The organism is Comamonas aquatica NBRC 14918 (assembly GCF_000739875.1).
Taxonomy (GTDB): Bacteria; Pseudomonadota; Gammaproteobacteria; order Burkholderiales; family Burkholderiaceae_C; genus Comamonas; species Comamonas aquatica.
Map to the genome: position 1 here is coordinate 1 of NZ_BBJR01000039.1, position 15727 is coordinate 15727.

The 15727-nt window shown below is 64.4% G+C and carries 18 protein-coding genes; 6 read left to right on the top strand and 12 right to left on the bottom strand.

What is annotated here, in order from left to right; all coding sequences use genetic code 11:
• Positions 1–288: 288 nt before the first annotated feature.
• Positions 289–1233, top strand: a complete 945-nt coding sequence (rpoH, locus tag CA2_RS07895) for an RNA polymerase sigma factor RpoH (protein ID WP_042414991.1) — start codon at positions 289–291, stop codon at positions 1231–1233.
• Positions 1234–1363: 130 nt separating this feature from the next.
• A complete protein-coding gene (locus tag CA2_RS07900) occupies positions 1364–2365 on the top strand; it encodes a Bug family tripartite tricarboxylate transporter substrate binding protein (protein WP_245620910.1) in 1002 nt (333 codons plus the stop codon).
• 80 nt (positions 2366–2445) lie between these two features.
• Here the strand turns inward: CA2_RS07900 and CA2_RS07905 are convergent, their stop codons facing one another.
• The 4 genes from CA2_RS07905 to CA2_RS07920 form a co-directional block, all read right to left on the bottom strand.
• Entirely contained in the window at positions 2446–4182 is a 1737-nt protein-coding gene (locus tag CA2_RS07905) for a putative bifunctional diguanylate cyclase/phosphodiesterase (RefSeq protein ID WP_169741458.1), read from the bottom strand.
• A 120-nt stretch (positions 4183–4302) separates the two neighbouring features.
• On the bottom strand, positions 4303–4920 hold the full coding sequence (locus tag CA2_RS07910) for an SCO family protein (RefSeq protein WP_042415066.1): 618 nt from the start codon (positions 4918–4920) through the stop codon (positions 4303–4305).
• Positions 4921–5005: 85 nt separating this feature from the next.
• Complete coding sequence (locus tag CA2_RS07915; RefSeq protein ID WP_042414996.1) at positions 5006–5701, bottom strand: redox-active disulfide-containing membrane protein; 696 nt, start codon at positions 5699–5701, stop codon at positions 5006–5008.
• Entirely contained in the window at positions 5682–6458 is a 777-nt protein-coding gene (locus CA2_RS07920; RefSeq protein ID WP_245620911.1) for an SURF1 family protein, read from the bottom strand. Before CA2_RS07920 ends, CA2_RS07915 begins: the two co-directional genes overlap by 20 nt.
• A gap of 24 nt (positions 6459–6482) precedes the next feature.
• On the opposite strand from CA2_RS07920, the gene CA2_RS07925 reads away from it, so the two are divergent.
• Complete coding sequence (locus CA2_RS07925; RefSeq protein ID WP_155895360.1) at positions 6483–6713, top strand: twin transmembrane helix small protein; 231 nt, start codon at positions 6483–6485, stop codon at positions 6711–6713.
• Between the two features lie 139 nt (positions 6714–6852).
• Here CA2_RS07925 and CA2_RS07930 read toward each other — a convergent pair whose 3' ends face one another.
• From CA2_RS07930 to CA2_RS07955, 7 genes are all read right to left on the bottom strand, one after another.
• Positions 6853–7734: a cytochrome c oxidase subunit 3 gene (locus tag CA2_RS07930; protein WP_042415000.1), complete on the bottom strand. Its 882-nt coding sequence runs from the start codon at positions 7732–7734 to the stop codon at positions 6853–6855.
• A 56-nt stretch (positions 7735–7790) separates the two neighbouring features.
• Positions 7791–7991 (bottom strand): DUF2970 domain-containing protein, encoded by a 201-nt coding sequence (locus tag CA2_RS18245; RefSeq protein ID WP_042415003.1) that lies wholly within the window; start codon positions 7989–7991, stop codon positions 7791–7793.
• Positions 7988–8593 carry a cytochrome c oxidase assembly protein gene (locus CA2_RS07940; protein WP_042415006.1) on the bottom strand — a complete coding sequence of 202 codons (606 nt, stop codon included), beginning with the start codon at positions 8591–8593 and terminating at the stop codon, positions 7988–7990. The genes CA2_RS18245 and CA2_RS07940 overlap by 4 nt, the downstream gene beginning before the upstream one ends.
• Before the next feature lie 18 nt (positions 8594–8611).
• Positions 8612–8767: a cytochrome oxidase small assembly protein gene (locus tag CA2_RS17965; RefSeq protein WP_156105986.1), complete on the bottom strand. Its 156-nt coding sequence runs from the start codon at positions 8765–8767 to the stop codon at positions 8612–8614.
• Between the two features lie 4 nt (positions 8768–8771).
• Positions 8772–10403 (bottom strand): cytochrome c oxidase subunit I, encoded by a 1632-nt coding sequence (ctaD, locus tag CA2_RS07945; protein ID WP_042415009.1) that lies wholly within the window; start codon positions 10401–10403, stop codon positions 8772–8774.
• 35 nt (positions 10404–10438) lie between these two features.
• Positions 10439–12007: a cytochrome c oxidase subunit II gene (gene coxB, locus CA2_RS07950; RefSeq protein WP_042415012.1), complete on the bottom strand. Its 1569-nt coding sequence runs from the start codon at positions 12005–12007 to the stop codon at positions 10439–10441.
• A 478-nt stretch (positions 12008–12485) separates the two neighbouring features.
• On the bottom strand, positions 12486–13394 hold the full coding sequence (locus tag CA2_RS07955; RefSeq protein ID WP_042415015.1) for a methyltransferase domain-containing protein: 909 nt from the start codon (positions 13392–13394) through the stop codon (positions 12486–12488).
• Positions 13395–13703: 309 nt separating this feature from the next.
• Here CA2_RS07955 and CA2_RS07960 point away from each other — a divergent pair, with 309 nt between their 5' ends.
• The 3 genes from CA2_RS07960 to CA2_RS07970 all read left to right on the top strand — a co-directional run bounded on the left by CA2_RS07960 (position 13704) and on the right by CA2_RS07970 (position 15170).
• On the top strand, positions 13704–14204 hold the full coding sequence (locus tag CA2_RS07960) for a ComF family protein (RefSeq protein ID WP_169741459.1): 501 nt from the start codon (positions 13704–13706) through the stop codon (positions 14202–14204).
• Positions 14205–14244: 40 nt separating this feature from the next.
• Entirely contained in the window at positions 14245–14727 is a 483-nt protein-coding gene (trmL, locus tag CA2_RS07965) for a tRNA (uridine(34)/cytosine(34)/5-carboxymethylaminomethyluridine(34)-2'-O)-methyltransferase TrmL (protein ID WP_042415019.1), read from the top strand.
• Positions 14728–14876: 149 nt separating this feature from the next.
• On the top strand, positions 14877–15170 hold the full coding sequence (locus CA2_RS07970; protein WP_043381103.1) for a DUF4148 domain-containing protein: 294 nt from the start codon (positions 14877–14879) through the stop codon (positions 15168–15170).
• A 48-nt stretch (positions 15171–15218) separates the two neighbouring features.
• Here the strand turns inward: CA2_RS07970 and CA2_RS07975 are convergent, their stop codons facing one another.
• Positions 15219–15689: a MaoC family dehydratase gene (locus CA2_RS07975; RefSeq protein ID WP_042415025.1), complete on the bottom strand. Its 471-nt coding sequence runs from the start codon at positions 15687–15689 to the stop codon at positions 15219–15221.
• Positions 15690–15727 lie beyond the last annotated feature (38 nt).

Below are 15727 nucleotides of genomic sequence, written 5' to 3' on the forward strand. Positions count from 1 at the left end.
TTAGCTCCTTGTCTACATTTTGGACAAAGCTAAGAACTCCCCTTTTTAGGGGCAACCTCACTGGTGGCGCTGGTGTCCATCGTGCAGTTCGCCGGCGAGTTCCTGTCGCGGCGCGTCAACCACCGGCACTGATCCAGCATGCGGGCAGGGCCGCATGCCTGGGCCCTCCACATCCGTGCGGCCACCCTGCTTGATATTTCCCGCAGCCGCAAAAGCTTGGGAACTTCTGACTTAGCACTCAATCACAGAGAGTGCTAACATGAAGCAATGGATGAAAGGATGACTGCAATGACCTATACCACCGGCACCGTTGCGGCTTCGGCCTTGGCACCTGCAAATCCTTGGGCCTTGGTGCCACCTCTGGGCAATCTGGATGCCTACATCACGGCCGTGAACCGGTTGCCCATGCTCACCCAAGAGGAAGAGCAAGACTACGCGCGCAAGCTCAAAGAACACAACGACCTGGATGCCGCCGGGCGCCTGATCATGTCCCACTTGCGTCTGGTGGTCTCCATCTCGCGCCAGTATCTGGGCTATGGCCTGCCCCAGGGTGACCTGATCCAGGAAGGCAACGTCGGCTTGATGAAGGCTGTCAAGCGCTTTGACCCCGCACAGAATGTGCGCCTGGTCAGCTACGCCATGCACTGGATCAAGGCCGAGATCCACGAATACATTCTGAAGAACTGGCGCATGGTCAAGGTGGCCACCACCAAAGCCCAGCGCAAGCTGTTCTTCAACCTGCGCTCCATGAAACAAGGCATGCAGGCCGATGCCGCCCTGGACGACGAACTGACCCTGCGCGATACGCTGACCGAGCAACAGATCGACGCCATGGCCGCCAAACTGAACGTCAAGCGTGAAGAGGTCATGGAAATGGAAACACGCCTGGCTGGCGGTGACGTCTTGCTGGACCCTTCGCCCAGCGATGATGGCGAGCATGCCTTCGGCCCGATTGCCTACCTGTCCGACGCTGCGCACGAACCCACGCAGATGATTGAGTCGCGCCAGCGCGATGTGCTGGCCACCGACGGCATCGCCCAGGCGCTGGACAGCCTGGATGCGCGCAGCCGCCGCATCGTGGAAGAACGCTGGCTGAAGGTCAACGATGATGGCTCCGGGGGCATGACCCTGCACGAACTGGCCGCCGAATACGGCGTGAGCGCCGAGCGCATTCGCCAGATTGAGGTGGCAGCCATGAAAAAGATGAAAAAAGCGCTGACCGAGTTTGCCTGAATGCGCTGCGGCACCATTTGCCCCTAATACGCCAGTGTGCAGACCTCACCAAGCCCGGATAATTTCCGGGCTTTGTTTTTTCCACCCAAGCCGATAGATTTCTCGCAGTTTCTCCGCATCCATGACCACCATGAACTTTCTCCGCCCCTTCACCCGACGTTCTGTCCTGGCTGCAGGCACCGCATTGGTGGCCGCCGCCAGCACCCATCTGGCCTTTGCCGCCGACTGGCCATCCAAGCCCGTGCGCATCGTGGTGGGCTTCCCGGGGGGCTCCTCGCCGGATCTGACCGCCCGCACCTTTGCCGATCCTCTGTCCAAGCTGCTGGGACAACCCGTCATCGTGGAAAACAAGGTGGGCGCAGGTGGCAACATTGGTGCCGCCGAAGTCGCGCGCGCCAAGGACGACCACACCATCGGCCTGATGATCAACGGCAACATGACGATTGCCAAAATCCTCAACCCTGCGGCCCCCTACGACCCGCTCAAGGACCTGGCTCCACTCTCCCTCATCGGGGTGTCCCCGCTGGTGCTGACCGCACCGGTCGAGCAACCTGGTGTGCCCAGGAACGCCGATGCCAAGGCCTTCTTTGCGGCCGCACGCGCCGCCAGCGACAAGTGGAGCTATGGCACTCCGGGGATTGGCACCATCGGCCATCTGGGCACCGAACTGCTCAAGGTCCGCAGCGGCATCGCCCCGATCCACATCCCCTACAGCGGCTACCCCCAGGTTGCCACCGCCATGCTGGGCGGGCAGCTGCAGATGGCCCTGCTGCCACCAGCGCTGGCACTGTCCCAGGCGCAAGCCGGCAAATTGCGGCTGATTGGGGTGACTTCCAGCGGGCGCAGCGCGCTGGCACCCGGGGTACCCAGCCTGGCGGAAGCCGGCATCAAAGACTTTGACCTGCAGATCTGGAATGCGTTTGCGGCCCCCCGCAGCATGCCTGAGGCCCTGCGCACCAAGCTGGCTGGCATGCTGGTAGACATTGCCCGCACCCCGGAAGTGCGCGAAAAACTGTTTCAACAGGGCTGGCAGATGGTGGCCACCTCGCCCGAAGGTCTGGCCAACCGTGTGCAGAAAGACACCCAGGAACTCAGCCGCCTGATCAAGGAACAGAAAATCAGCAACCAGTAAATCGCACGCGCCCTGGATCGCCAAGCCGCCCCTCTGTGGCGGCTTTTATGGCCGATCCCTCCCGTGCGGGCGGTGCTCACTCACAGGAGCTGCACACGCCAGGCATCAAACTGTGACGCGCTCAGGGCCTTGGACGACAGCCAGCCCTGGTAGCACCGGCACCCCAGCTTTTCCAGCTGCGCCCGCTGGGCCTCGGTCTCCACCCCCTCGGCCACCATGTCCAGCTCCAGGGCATGGCACAGCTGCACCATGGCGCCCAGCAACTTGTCCCCCAGGCGACCGGGGCGCATGAAATCCTTGCCCAGCTTCAAGCGACGGACCGGCAAGAACTGCAAATAGGCCAGCGATGAATGCCCGTTGCCAAAATCATCCAGCGCCAGTCCCACCCCCAGCTCCGCCAGCTCTCCCAGCACGCGGCAGGCATGCTCCGGATCCTGCATGGCCTGGGACTCGGTCACCTCCAGCTCCAGCCAGTGGGCGGGTACCTGGTGCCGCACCAGGGCCGCGCGCACCTGGTCCACCAGGTTGTGCTGGCGCAGTTGCTGGGGCGACAGGTTGATCGCCACCCGCACGGGGCGTTCTTGGTCCATCCATGCGCGGATCTGCCGGCATGCAGCATCCAGCACATAGCTGCCCAGCCCCAGGATCAATCCCGAAGACTCTGCGACCGGAATGAAGCGATCCGGCGGGATCTCCCCCAGCACAGGATCGGTCCAGCGCAGCAGGGCTTCCACACCACAGACCTTGCCTGTGGCCGTTTCGATCTGGGGCTGGTAGTGCAACTGAATGCCGCCATAGCCCAGGGCCAGCCGCAGGCGCTCCGACAGCAGCACTTTCTCGGCCATGGCGTGGCCCATGCTTTCCTCATAGAACACAAAATTGCCGCGGCCGCGTTCCTTGGCGCGGTACATCGCCATGTCCGCACAGCGCATCAAGCTGGGAGGATCGCGTGCGTCCAGCGGAGAGAGAGCCACCCCGATGCTGGTGCCAAACTCGAGTTGCACCTGCCCCCACGCACAAGGCGCCTGCATGGCATGCAGGATCTGTTCGGCCCACTGGGCCGCAACGTCGCCATCGGCATGGGGCAGCAGCACGGCAAACTCGTCGCCCCCCAGGCGTGCCAGCCAGCCCTGGCTGCGCAGCACCGCCTTCAGGCGCTTGGCCACTTCCTGCAGCACATGGTCGCCTGCCGGGTGGCCATAGCCATCATTGATGGCCTTGAAATTGTCCAGGTCCAGCAAAAGCAGGGCCGATGGCTCGCCCGTGACCTGGGCCTGCTGCATGCACTCCTGCAAGTGCTGCTGGAATACCCAACGGTTGCCCAGGCCTGTGAGCGTATCGTGCGTGGCCTGGTACTGCATGCGCTCTTCCATGCGCCGCATGTCGGTGACATCCCGCACAAAAGCCGCCACCAAGGGCTGCCCCTTGCGCAAGAAGCTGCCCAGGGCGATGTCCACGGGAATCTGCACCCGGTCTTTGCGCTGCAGCCACAGGATGCGCCCCTGCCCCATGTTGTGCCTGCGCGGCTGCTGGAAGAACTGTTGCAGATCCCCCCGGTGCTGTGCATGCAAGGCTTCGGGCAGGAGAATTTCCACCGGCTGTCCACGCAACTCCTCGGCCGAGAAGCCCGAGATCAAGCCCATCGCGGAATTGCTCACCAGGATGCGCCCCTGCGGATCAATCAACAGGATGCCGTCGGGCGCGGCATTCCACGCCTCCAGCATCCAGTCGTTCAGCATCGCCTCCTCCGCCGCCGGGGCTGCGCCGCCCGACCGGGCCGCAGGGTGAGATGCTGGGGCGAATCCGGTATTGCTCATGTACCAGCCCGATGGCTGCTCACCGCCGTCCAGCAGCCAGCCTGACTTACATGCGCGGTCACATGGGCACACGCCTGGCAACGGCGGCATGCACCCCGCTGCCCGCGGCGGGCGGAAGGCTTAGACGGCTGCAGCTTCATCCAGCAAAGCCTTGGCATCCTTGGCCAACGCCTGCGCGCCCTGCCCATAGCGGTGGTAGACGCGCAAGCGTCCCTGGGGATCGTAGAGGTACAGGCCCGCCGAATGGTCCAACGTATAGCTGCCTGGCTGGCGGCCCTCGACCTTCTTGAAGAAAACCTTGAAGTCCTTGGCCACGGCCGCGATGTCGTCCTTGGAGCCGGTCAGCGCCACCATCCGGGGATCGAAGGCCTCGGCATAGGCGCGCAGCACTTCGGGGGTGTCGCGGTCCGGGTCCAGCGACACAAACACCCCTTGCAGGCGTTCGCCCTGCGCCCCCAGCAAGGCCTTGGCCTCCACCAGCTCCTGCAGGGTCGTTGGGCAGACATCCGGGCACTGGGTATAGCCAAAGAACACCACCACCACCTGGCCAGCGAAATCCTTCACGGAACGGCGCTGGCCCTTAGCATCCGGCAACGGAAAGTCCTTGCCGTACTCGGCGCCGGTGATGTCCACGCCCTCGAACTTGATCGGCGTAGGCTTGCACCCGGCAAGCAGGGTGACAGCCCCGGTGGCAAAAGCCCCTGCAATCAGGGTCTGCAAGGCATTTCTTCTGTGCATGGCAATCTTCGACAAATTCAGGCGGTCCATGCCGCAACCATAACCGACTGGCGAAGGCCCCCCGCAAGCCCGGGTTTGCGCCATGTCAGCGTCCCGGCTGGTCCCACGAGGACGAGGCCCGCAGCAAGCGCTCCAGATCGCGCCGGGCCTTGGCGGCGTCGGCGGCCTGCAGGCCCGCGGGAAAGCGCAGCATCCAGTGGCCTTGCGGGTCAATCACATACAGGTGCTCCGACAGCGCATGCCCGGCGGCAGGCTGCAGCCAGGCGCCCAAGGCGGCAGCATCGACCTGCAGCACCTGGGCCGATTGCAAGGCCGCCTGCAACCGCGCGGGCGGCAGCTGGCCATCCTGGATCAGCCACACCCAGTCGACACGGTCCTTGTCGCGGCCCAGGCTCTCACGCAGTTGGCGCTGCAGGTACAAATGCTGCTCGCACGCGGCATCGCAGGCACCGGGCGCAGTACTGAGCAGCAGCCACTGCCCCTGCAACTGGGCCAGCGGCACTTCCTGCCCCTGCAGGGTGCGGGCCACCAGGCCGACAGGCAGGGCACGCTGCGGTTCGATCAATTCACCAAAATTGCGCCGCCCCTCTGGGCGGATCACGTAGTACGTGAAATAGGACGCCACCACCGGGGCGGCGCAGACCAGCAGCACGGCCAGCATCTTCCAGCGCCCCGTGCGCTGGCGTTGGGCGTCATGGGCCTGCGCGCGCAAGGCCTGGATGCTGGGTGGGTTGTGGACGGTCAGCCCCAGGGGCTGCAAATCAGTCTGGTTGTGCGACATGGGAAGCCTGGACGTTACGCAATGGACGCAGCCATTGAAACCACAGAACCATCACCGCCAGGACGGCCGAGATGGCGAACCATTGGAAGGCATAACCGTGGTGGGTGGCAACACCGCTGCTTGGCTGCGGCCAGGCGCGCATCAGGCCTTCGCTGGCGGCACCGGCCTGGACCACGGTCACCGGCCACAGGGGCAGGCCACTGGCCTGGGCAAAGGCCTCCAGGTCCAGGTTCTGCCGGATCTGCGGGTGCTGGGCGTTGCTGGCCTGGGCATCGCCCAGCTCGTAAAGACGGGCGGGTGGACCGGCCAGCCAGCCCGGCACCGTCACCGGGCCCGCTGGGGTCTGCACCGCCTGCAAGGCCTGCCGGTCCTGGAAATTGCGCGCAATCCAGCCACGCTGCACCAGCACGGTCTGGCCGCTGCCCAGTTGCAGGGGGGTGAACACATAAAAGCCCGGGCGGCCCTGCATCTGCCGGTTGTCCAGGTAGATGCTGTGCGCCGGCAGCCACTGGCCTTGCAGCACCACCGGCCGGTACAGCAGCGCCTGCACATCGCCAGCCTGGGCCTGCAGTGCCTGCTGCACGCCGGTGGCATCCAGGGGCTGTGCCGCGGCCTGGACCTGCATCGCCAGGTGCCGCTGCTGCTTTTGCACCGCCCGGTCCAGCTGCCAGAACCCCAGCGAGATGGCCACGCCCACCCCCAGCATGCCGCCCAGGGTGGCCAGCCAGCGCCACAGGTTGCCCCGCTTGCGCATCATGGGCAGCTCCCCATAATGGGCCGCATGACATACGCAGTGGCTTTGTTCTTTCTGGCGATCCTGGCCTGCCTGGCGGCGGCAGGGTTCTTCCTGCTGCGCAAAGGCGACGATGGCGCCAACGATGCCCAGCGCAGCCAACGCATGGCCCGCGCACTGGCCTGGCGCGTGGGGCTGTCCGTGGTGCTGTTCCTGTGCCTGCTGCTGGCATGGAAGCTGGGGTACATCCAACCCACGGGCTTGCTGCGCGCTGCATGACATAAAAAAGAGAGCTGCTTGCGCTGGATTTCTGAGGCATTCAATATGCTTGGATATTGAATCCTTGGATTGACGTGCGCTAGCTGCTCTCTTTTTTTCAAAACTCCCTCCCCTGCCAGGGCGCAGGCCCTGGCGGCGTTCACATCCAGTAGACCAGCACGTACAGGCCCAGCCAGACCACGTCCACAAAGTGCCAGTACCAGGCTGCCCCTTCAAAGCCGAAATGCCGCTCGGCCGTGAAATGGCCGCTTTGCAGGCGCAGGGTGATGAACAGCAGCATCAGCATGCCGACAAACACGTGCAAGCCGTGGAAGCCCGTCAGCAGGTAGAAGGTGGAGCCGAAGATGCCGGAGTTGAGCTTGAGGTTCAGGTCCGTGTACAGGTGGAAGTATTCATAGCCCTGCACGCACAGGAAGGTGATGCCCAGCAGCACCGTGAGCCACATGAAACCGATCGTCTTAGCGCGCTGCCCCAGGCGCAGGGCGTGGTGGGCAATGGTCAGCGTCACGCCCGAGGTCAGCAGCAGTGCGGTGTTGATGGTGGGCAGCCAGAACGGCCCCACGGTCTGGAAAGGCTCCACCGTGCCAGCCGGGGAGGCCGTGGCCCCCGGCATGACGCTGGGCCAGACCGCCGAGAAGTTGGGCCACAGCAAGGCGTTGTCCAGGCTGCCCAGCGCAGGCACCGAGTGCGCCCGCCCCCACCACAGCGCGGTGAAGAAGGCGCCGAAGAACATGACTTCCGAGAAGATGAACCAGCTCATGCTCCAGCGGTAGGACAGATCGATCTTGCGCCCGAACAGGCCGCGTTCGCTTTCCTGCGCGGCCTCGCGGAACCAGCGGAACAGCACCACCAGCCACCAGACCATGCCAAACAGCAGGCTCCACATGCCCCACTGGTGGTCGTTGATCCACATGCCGGCGCCCAGCACCACGAAAAACAGGCCAGCGGCCGCCCAGATGGGGTGGCCGGATTCGGCAGGCACAAAGTAGTACGGTGTGCTTGCAGTGTGCGGTGTCGCCATGTCAGCTCCTGTCATCACGCGTCAAAACGATTGCTCTTGCGGCCCGGCGCTGTGCGCTAGACCACCCAATTCACCACCCAGATCAACAACAGCACGAACGCAAAGATCGCCACCAGGCCCACGGCCACGATCTGCAGCGGCCGGACCTGCGCAGCGTCCTGCTGCCACTCGCTGCCTTTGCGCACCCCCAGCAGCGACCAGGCCACGGCCTTGATCGTGCGCCAGAACGAGGGCGTGGGATTGGGCGAGGTGCTCAAGATGCCCCCCCTGCTCCCGCGGCGGAGGCATTGGCCGCCACCGGCGCTGCGGGAATGCGCCCGCCCACCTCGAAAAAGGTGTACGACAAGGTGATGGTGGTCACATCCTTGGGAATGCGCGGATCGATCACGAAGGCCACGGGCCATTCCTTCTTCTCGCCCGGCGCCAGTTCGTACTGGTTGAAGCAGAAACACTCCATCTTCACGAAATGGGGGGCGGCCTGGCGCGGCGCATAACTGGGCACGGCCTGCGCGGCCATGGCCCGGTCCTGCACGTTCTGGAACTCATACATCACCGTGGCCAGTTCGCCTGGATGCACCTGCAGGGAATGGCGCTCGGGCTTGAAGTCCCAGGGGCCGCGCGCATTCGCGTCGAATTCCACCGTGATGGTGCGGCTGGTATCGACCTGGGTGTTGGCCGGCAACCGGCCCACCGCGCCATTGCCGGGCACCTGGCGTTCGGAGATGCTGAGGATGTTGATGCCCAGCGCCTCGCACACATGGCGGTAGATGGGGATCAGCGCGTAGCCAAACGCAAACATGCCCACGGTGATCACCAACAGCTTGGTGACCATCTGTAGATTGGCGCGGCGCTTGTTCATCTCGGCACTCCGCAGCGGTCAGCCGCCCAGCAGGGCCATCTTGGCCACAAAGCCGACAAAAAAGGCCACAGCGATCGAGCCCAGAATCCAGCCCATGCGCGCATTGCGCTGGCGCTGCAGCATCCAGGCCTCGGTACGGTCGTCCATGGCATTGCAGTGCGTTGTCTTGGTCATGGTGTCATCCAATCACACGGGTGGCCGTGCTGTCCAGTTTGGGAGGTGTTTCAAACGTGTGGAAGGGCGCGGGCGAAGGCACCTCCCACTCCAGGCCCTCGGCGGCTTCCCAGGGCTTTTGCGGCGCCTTCTCCCCCTTGCCACGCATGGCAGGCAGGACCACGGCCACGAAGAAGTAGACCTGCATCAGACCGAAGCCAAAGGCCCCCACCGAAGCCACCGCGTTGAAATCGGCGAACTGCATGGGATAGTCGGCGTAGCGGCGTGGCATGCCGGCCAAGCCCAGGAAGTGCATGGGGAAGAAGGTGATGTTGAAGAAAATCAGCGAGCCCCAGAAATGGATCTTGCCGCGCGTTTCGGAATACATCACCCCGGTCCACTTGGGCGACCAGTAGTAATAGGCCGCAAACATGGAGAACAGCGAGCCCGCCACCAGCACGTAGTGGAAGTGCGCCACCACGTAGTAGGTGTCCTGCAGCTGGATGTCGATGGGCGCCATCGACAGGATCAGGCCGGTGAAGCCGCCCATGGTGAACACGAAGATGAAGCCCACGGAGAACAGCATGGGCGTCTCGAAGGTCATGGAGCCACGCCACATGGTGGCCACCCAGTTGAAGATCTTCACGGCAGTGGGCACGGAGATCAGCATGGTGGAGTACATGAAGAACAGTTGCCCCGTGACCGGCATGCCCGTGGTGAACATGTGGTGCGCCCAGACGATGAAGCTCAGGATGGCGATCGAGCTGGTCGCGTAGACCATGGAGGCATAGCCGAACAGCTTCTTGCGGCTGAAGGCCGGCACGATCTGGCTGATGATGCCGAAGGCCGGCAGGATCATGATGTAGACCTCGGGGTGGCCGAAGAACCAGAAGATGTGCTGGTACATCACCGGATCACCACCGCCTGCGGGGTTGAAGAAGCTGGTGCCGAAATGGCGATCGGTCAACGTCATGGTGATGGCACCGGCCAGCACCGGCATCACGGCGATCAGCAGGTAGGCGGTGATCAGCCAGGTCCAGGCGAACATGGGCATCTTCATCAGCGTCATGCCGGGCGCGCGCATGTTCAGGATGGTGACGATGATGTTGATCGAACCCATGATGGAGCTGGCACCCAGAATGTGCATGGCGAAGATGCTGGTGTCCATGGACGGGCCCATCTGCAGTGTCAGCGGTGCATACAGCGTCCATCCGGCCGCAGGCGCGCCACCGGGCATGAAGAACGAGCCCACCAGCAACATCCCTGCCGGCACCATCAGCCAGAAACTGAAGTTGTTCATGCGCGCGAACGCCATGTCGCTGGCGCCGATCTGCAGCGGCAGCATCCAGTTCGCAAAGCCCACGAAGGCCGGCATGATGGCCCCGAACACCATGATCAGGCCATGCATGGTGGTCAGTTGGTTGAACAGCTCGGGGTTGACCAGCTGCAGCCCGGGCTGGAACAGCTCGGCCCGGATCAGCAGGGCCAGCACGCCCCCCACCATCAGCATGGTGAAACTGAACAGCAGGTACAGCGTGCCGATGTCCTTGTGGTTGGTGGCGTACAGCCAGCGGCGCCAGCCGGTGGGCGTGGCATGGTGGTGGTCACCGTGCGCATCGTGTGCCGCATCGTGAGAAGGTGGGTAAATGGCGCTCATCTACAGATCTCCCAATCGCTGTCTTGTGCTTGCACTCATTGCGCGGCCAGAATGTCGACGCGGCGGGCCTGGTCGCTCGCACCTGCACTGTCGGTGATGGTTTCGGGCTTGCGCAGCTCCAGGCGTTCCGGCGCAACCCCGGCCTCGGTCAACGCCTTGGCCACCGCCTGGGCGCGTTGCTTGGCCAGCTCCGCATTCACTTGCGCGCTGCCCGTGGCATCCACAAAGCCGGAGAGCACGATCTTCACATTCGGTTGCGCCGCCAACTGCTGGGCCGCCTGCCGGACAGTGGCCAGTGCCTGGTCGTCCAGGCTGCCCTGGCCCGTGGCAAAGAACACCTGGTAGGACTGGGCAGCCACGGAGGCCACAGGCTCGGCCGCAGCACCAGGGGCGGGGGCAGCGGGTGCCGCAGGGGCAGCAGTCCCGCCCTCAGGGAACTTGCCGGCACGTGCGGCGGTGAACTGGGCAGGCTGCACCGCCTCTCCGGTGTGGTTGCTCCAGTTGTTCTTGACGTAGGTGAGCACGGCCGCCAGCTCCACATCGCTCAGTTGCTTCCAGGAAGGCATGGTGCCATTCACCCGCCCTTCCAGCAGCACGTGCATCGGTTCCGCCAGCGAACCCTTGACCAGGGCACTGCCATCCAGCGGCTTGATGGGCCCCGCCCCCTTGCCGTTCGCCTGGTGGCAGGCGGCACAGTTGGCCGCATACACCTTGGCACCCCGCGCCACCAGCTCGTCCAGCTTCCACTCCTTGGTCGGGTCGTCGCGCTTGGCCGACGCCAGTTTCTGCTGCTGCTCCACCCAGGCCGCATACGCCGTGGCTTCCAGCACCTTCACGTGGATGGGCATGTAGGCATGCTCCTTGCCACACAGCTCCGCACACTGGCCGTAATAGTCCCCGGGCTTTTCCGCCTTGAACCAGGTGTCGCGCACAAAGCCGGGAATCGCATCCTGCTTGATGCCGAAGGCCGGCACCATGAAGCTGTGGATCACGTCGTTGGCGGTGGTGATGATGCGCACCTTCTTGCCAACCGGCACGACCAGCGGGTTGTCGACCCGCAGCAGGTAATCGTTGGGGGCGTTCGAGAGATTGCCGCTGTCGGACATGGCGCGGTGGCTGCTGTCCAGGGTGGACAGAAAGCTCAGCCCCTCGCCGGGGCCCTTGAGGTAGTCATAGCCCCACTTCCACTGGTAGCCCGTCACCTTGATGGTCAGCTCGGCATTTGTCGTGTCCTTTTGCGCCACCAGCACCTTGGTGGCCGGCAGGGCCATCAGGATCACGATGATGAAGGGGATCACCGTCCACACCACTTCGACCGTGGCCGACTCATGGAAGTTGGCCGCCTTGGCACCCTGCGACTTGCGGTGCTTCCAGATGGAATAGAACATCACCGCGAACACGCCGACGAAGATCAGCACGCAGATGGACAACATCATCCAGTGCAGGAAATGCTGCTCCTGCGCAATCCGTGTGACCGGTGGATGCAGGTTCAATTGCTTGACAGCGGGGCCACCGGGCAAATCCTGGACGGCATACGCTGCCGTGGCCAGCCCGTATGTCGCGGCGGTGCACAGAGAAACCAGTCGAAAGATTCTGCTTTTCATACTTCTCACTTGCATCTAAGCCTCTGGAAATCCGTTGCCTGCGCTGGCCCGCATCACGGCGGTTCAGCCGGTGGGCACAGCGGTGCGATCAGGGCGCCTGGCGCGATGTGCCCAGCTGACTCAGACACAGTCTGCGCGACGGGTCGGCCGAGGCGCATAGGGATTTCAAGCAGAGCGAGGCACTGCGGCGACAACGTGCTGTAGGACGTTGCGCAGAAAGCGATCGGTGGAAGTGCCGGACACACGCACGCTGGCATGCACGGCGAAAAGAAACAAACACACTGCAGGCTGACGCGGGGGTTGCAATCCAGCCTGTCTGCAAGGCATAGCGACACACCAATTTTGTCTCCCTGATGGCCTTGGGCCGTTGGCTTTGCAATGCCCGGGCCTTGGCCCTGCGACAGTGCTTGCTATCAGTAGTTTGAAAAAATTGTAGTGTGCTTTGCGGTAAATCAAAGCAGCTAAAACGGCGTTTCGCCTATCGCAAACCCTGCTCCCGGCCTTGCTTGAGCATGCTGCGCATCTGGTCCAGCGAGACCGTGCTTTCGCCCTCCAGCGCCACGCGCGGCGCTGGCTTGAAGGCATGGCCATAGACCAGCTCAAACGTCAGGGCCAACTGCCCTTCGCTGTGCTCGACCCGCAGGTGCTGCCCCAGGGCCGCATGCAGCTGTGCCAGCCATGCACGGCCGCGCAAGCCGGCGAAGCGCTGGGGATGCAGGTTGCAGCCCAGCTCGCGCAGCTCTTGCAGCAGGCGCTCGGGGCTGGCAAAGGTCAGCGTGATGGTTTCCATGTCCATTACCGGCTCTGCAAACCCGGCATGCACCAACATGTCACCCCAATCGTGCATATCGGTCAGGTTGTGGCCTGCAGCCGGCCAGCCAAGCAGCTGGTACAAGTCCCGCATTTCCTTGACCGTGTCGGGCCCCAGGCAGGAAAACATCACGAAACCATCGACTGCCAGGGCCTGGTGCCACTGCTGCAGCATGTCCTCGGGGCGGGACTGGGTGTGCAGCAGCATGTTGGCCCACAGCAGGTCCACACTGCCAGCCGGTGGCTGGCCAACCACGGTTTTGGCGCCCGCCCAGCGGTCGGGGCTCCACCAGGGCTTGGACCAGCGCGCCTGGGCAGCGGCCTGCATACGCGGCGCCGTTTCCACCACATAGCAGGTGGCCTGGGCATAGCGCTGCGCCACCGCATCGTGGGCCTGCAGACCGCCCCGTACCGGCTGCCAGTCGCACCACCGCTGGGGCGTGCGGCGGATCCATTGCAGGCGATCCTCCATCCGGCGCCCCACCTCCTCGTGCAACCAGGGGGACTGCACAGGCGCCGCCTGGTGCCAGCGCGCAGCGGCAACGGGATCAATGGTGGGGGGCAGGTTTTCAGACATGCAAAGGCCAATACACAAAAAGCACCCCTCCGCCACACGGCATCGCGGCCCAAGGGAACGCGGCAGTATATTGATTCCATGCAACTGCGCTGGCCAGCATGGCTATCCCGTTTGGCGCCTGCGGCGCTGTCGCTTCCCAGCCAATGCGGGGCCTGCCGCGCCTGGCCCTGCCGCGATGTGCTGTGCCAGTCCTGCTGGCAGCGCTTTCACCACACGCCACGGCGCTGTACGGGCTGCGCACTGGCACTGCTAGGCATCGCCGCAGAGCGCCCACGCTGCGGCCAGTGCCTGCAGCACCCGCCACCCTGGGTGCAAGCCCATGCCTGGTGCGATTACAGCTACCCCTGGCAGACGCTGATCACCCACTGGAAGCTGGGCCAGCAGCCCGGCCTGGCCCGGCACCTGGCCGGCTGGATGCAGCAAGCCCCCGACATCGCCCAGGCCGTGGCACAGGCCGAGCTGCTGCTGCCCATCCCGCTGTCCAGCGAGCGCCTGCGCACGCGGGGCTACAACCCGGCGGCGCAGTTGGTGCAACACCTGGGCGCTGCGTGCCACAAACAGTTGCTGACCACCCTGGTGCGCACCCGGGACACCCCGACCCAGCGCGGACTGACAAGGGCCCAGCGCCTGCGCAATCTGCGCCAGGCATTTGCCGTGCCGCAGGCGCAACTGGCAGCGATTGCGGGCCGGCACATCCTGCTGGTGGACGATGTGATGACCACCGGCGCCACCTTCGCCAGCGCCAGCCAGTGCCTGCTGCAGGCGGGCGCCGGCAGCGTCAGCGTGCTGTGCCTGGCGCGCACAGCGTGAGCGCCCCAGGGACAAGGCCAAAAGCGGACAATACGCCGCCATGTTCCATATCGTTCTTGTCGAACCCGAAATCCCGCCCAACACGGGCAACGTGATCCGCCTGGCGGCCAACACAGGCTGCCAGCTGCACCTGATCGAGCCCCTGGGCTTCTCCATGGAAGACCGCCACATGCGCCGTGCCGGGCTGGATTACCACGAGTACGCGCGCGTGCAGCGCCATGCCGACTGGCAGAGCTTCCTGGACCGCATGCTGCCGACGCGTGACCGCATGTTTGCCATGACGACCCACGGCAGCCAGCCCGCGCATGCGCTGCAGTTCCAGCCCGGCGACTGGTTCGTGTTCGGCTGCGAGACGCGCGGCCTGGCGCCGCAACTGCGCGAGTCCTTTCCCACCACCCAGCGCCTGCGCCTGCCCATGCTCGAAGGCCAACGCAGCCTGAACCTGTCCAACGCCGTGGCCGTGACCGTGTTCGAAGCCTGGCGCCAGAACGGCTTCATGACCCCGCAAGGGCCGGCCCGCTGACCCGCTGATTGCACGATTAGATCGATTTTCGCGACAGTGTGTTCGCAAAAACAGGAGCAATAAACACTGAACTGACAACGCCTGCTTCCGCTCTATCCCCTGTGCGCTGTGAAAGCGCAGTTTTTGTCACAGGAATGAAAGGAAAGAAGATGTTTGCCATTCGCACCATGGGTGTTGTGATTGCCCTGTCCGCCACCGCGGCTTTTGCCGGCGACCAGACCCTGCTACGTGCCGACGAGGTCAGCCTGCAGTCCAGTCTGACCCGCGCCGAGGTGATTGCCGACTACCAGGCCGCCCGCGCGGCCGGACGGATCGCCGAAGGCGACGGCAACGTGCTGCGCCCCGATGAGACCCAGGTCCGCTCCACACTGACCCGTGAGGCCGTGATCGCCGACTTCCAGGCCGCACGGGCTGCAGGCCAGATCCCCAGCGGCGACCAGTAACGGGTGCACCCACTGCAGCGGCCAAGCCGCTGCAGCCTGTCGCGCCGCCTAGGCGCCCATCGGCGCGCCGTAGCTGCGCGACAGCGATTCGGCCACGCACACGGGCTTGTCGCCCCCCTCGCGCTCCACGGTCACCAGCCAGGTGATCTGCACGCTGTCCGGGCCCACGGGCTCAACCGCCTGCACCACCACCCGGGCGCGCACGCGGCTGCCCACGGGCACGGGGGCGGGAAAGCGCACCTTGTTCAAGCCGTAGTTCACCCCCATGGTGGCGCCCGCAATGTGCACCGCCTGGCTGAAGAACAGCGGCAGCAGCGACAGGGACAAGAAGCCATGCGCAATCGGCGCACCAAACGGGCCTTGCGCGGCCTGCACGGGGTCAACGTGGATCCACTGGTGATCGCCCGTGGCATCGGCGAACAGATTGACCTGCTCCTGGGTGATGGTGGTCCAGTCGGTGACGGCGACCTCCTGGCCTGCGCAGGCACGCAGTTCGGCGTAAGAGTTGAAGGTTTTCATGCCTTCAATCTAGGAAGCCTGGGTGCAGCCGTCAGTCG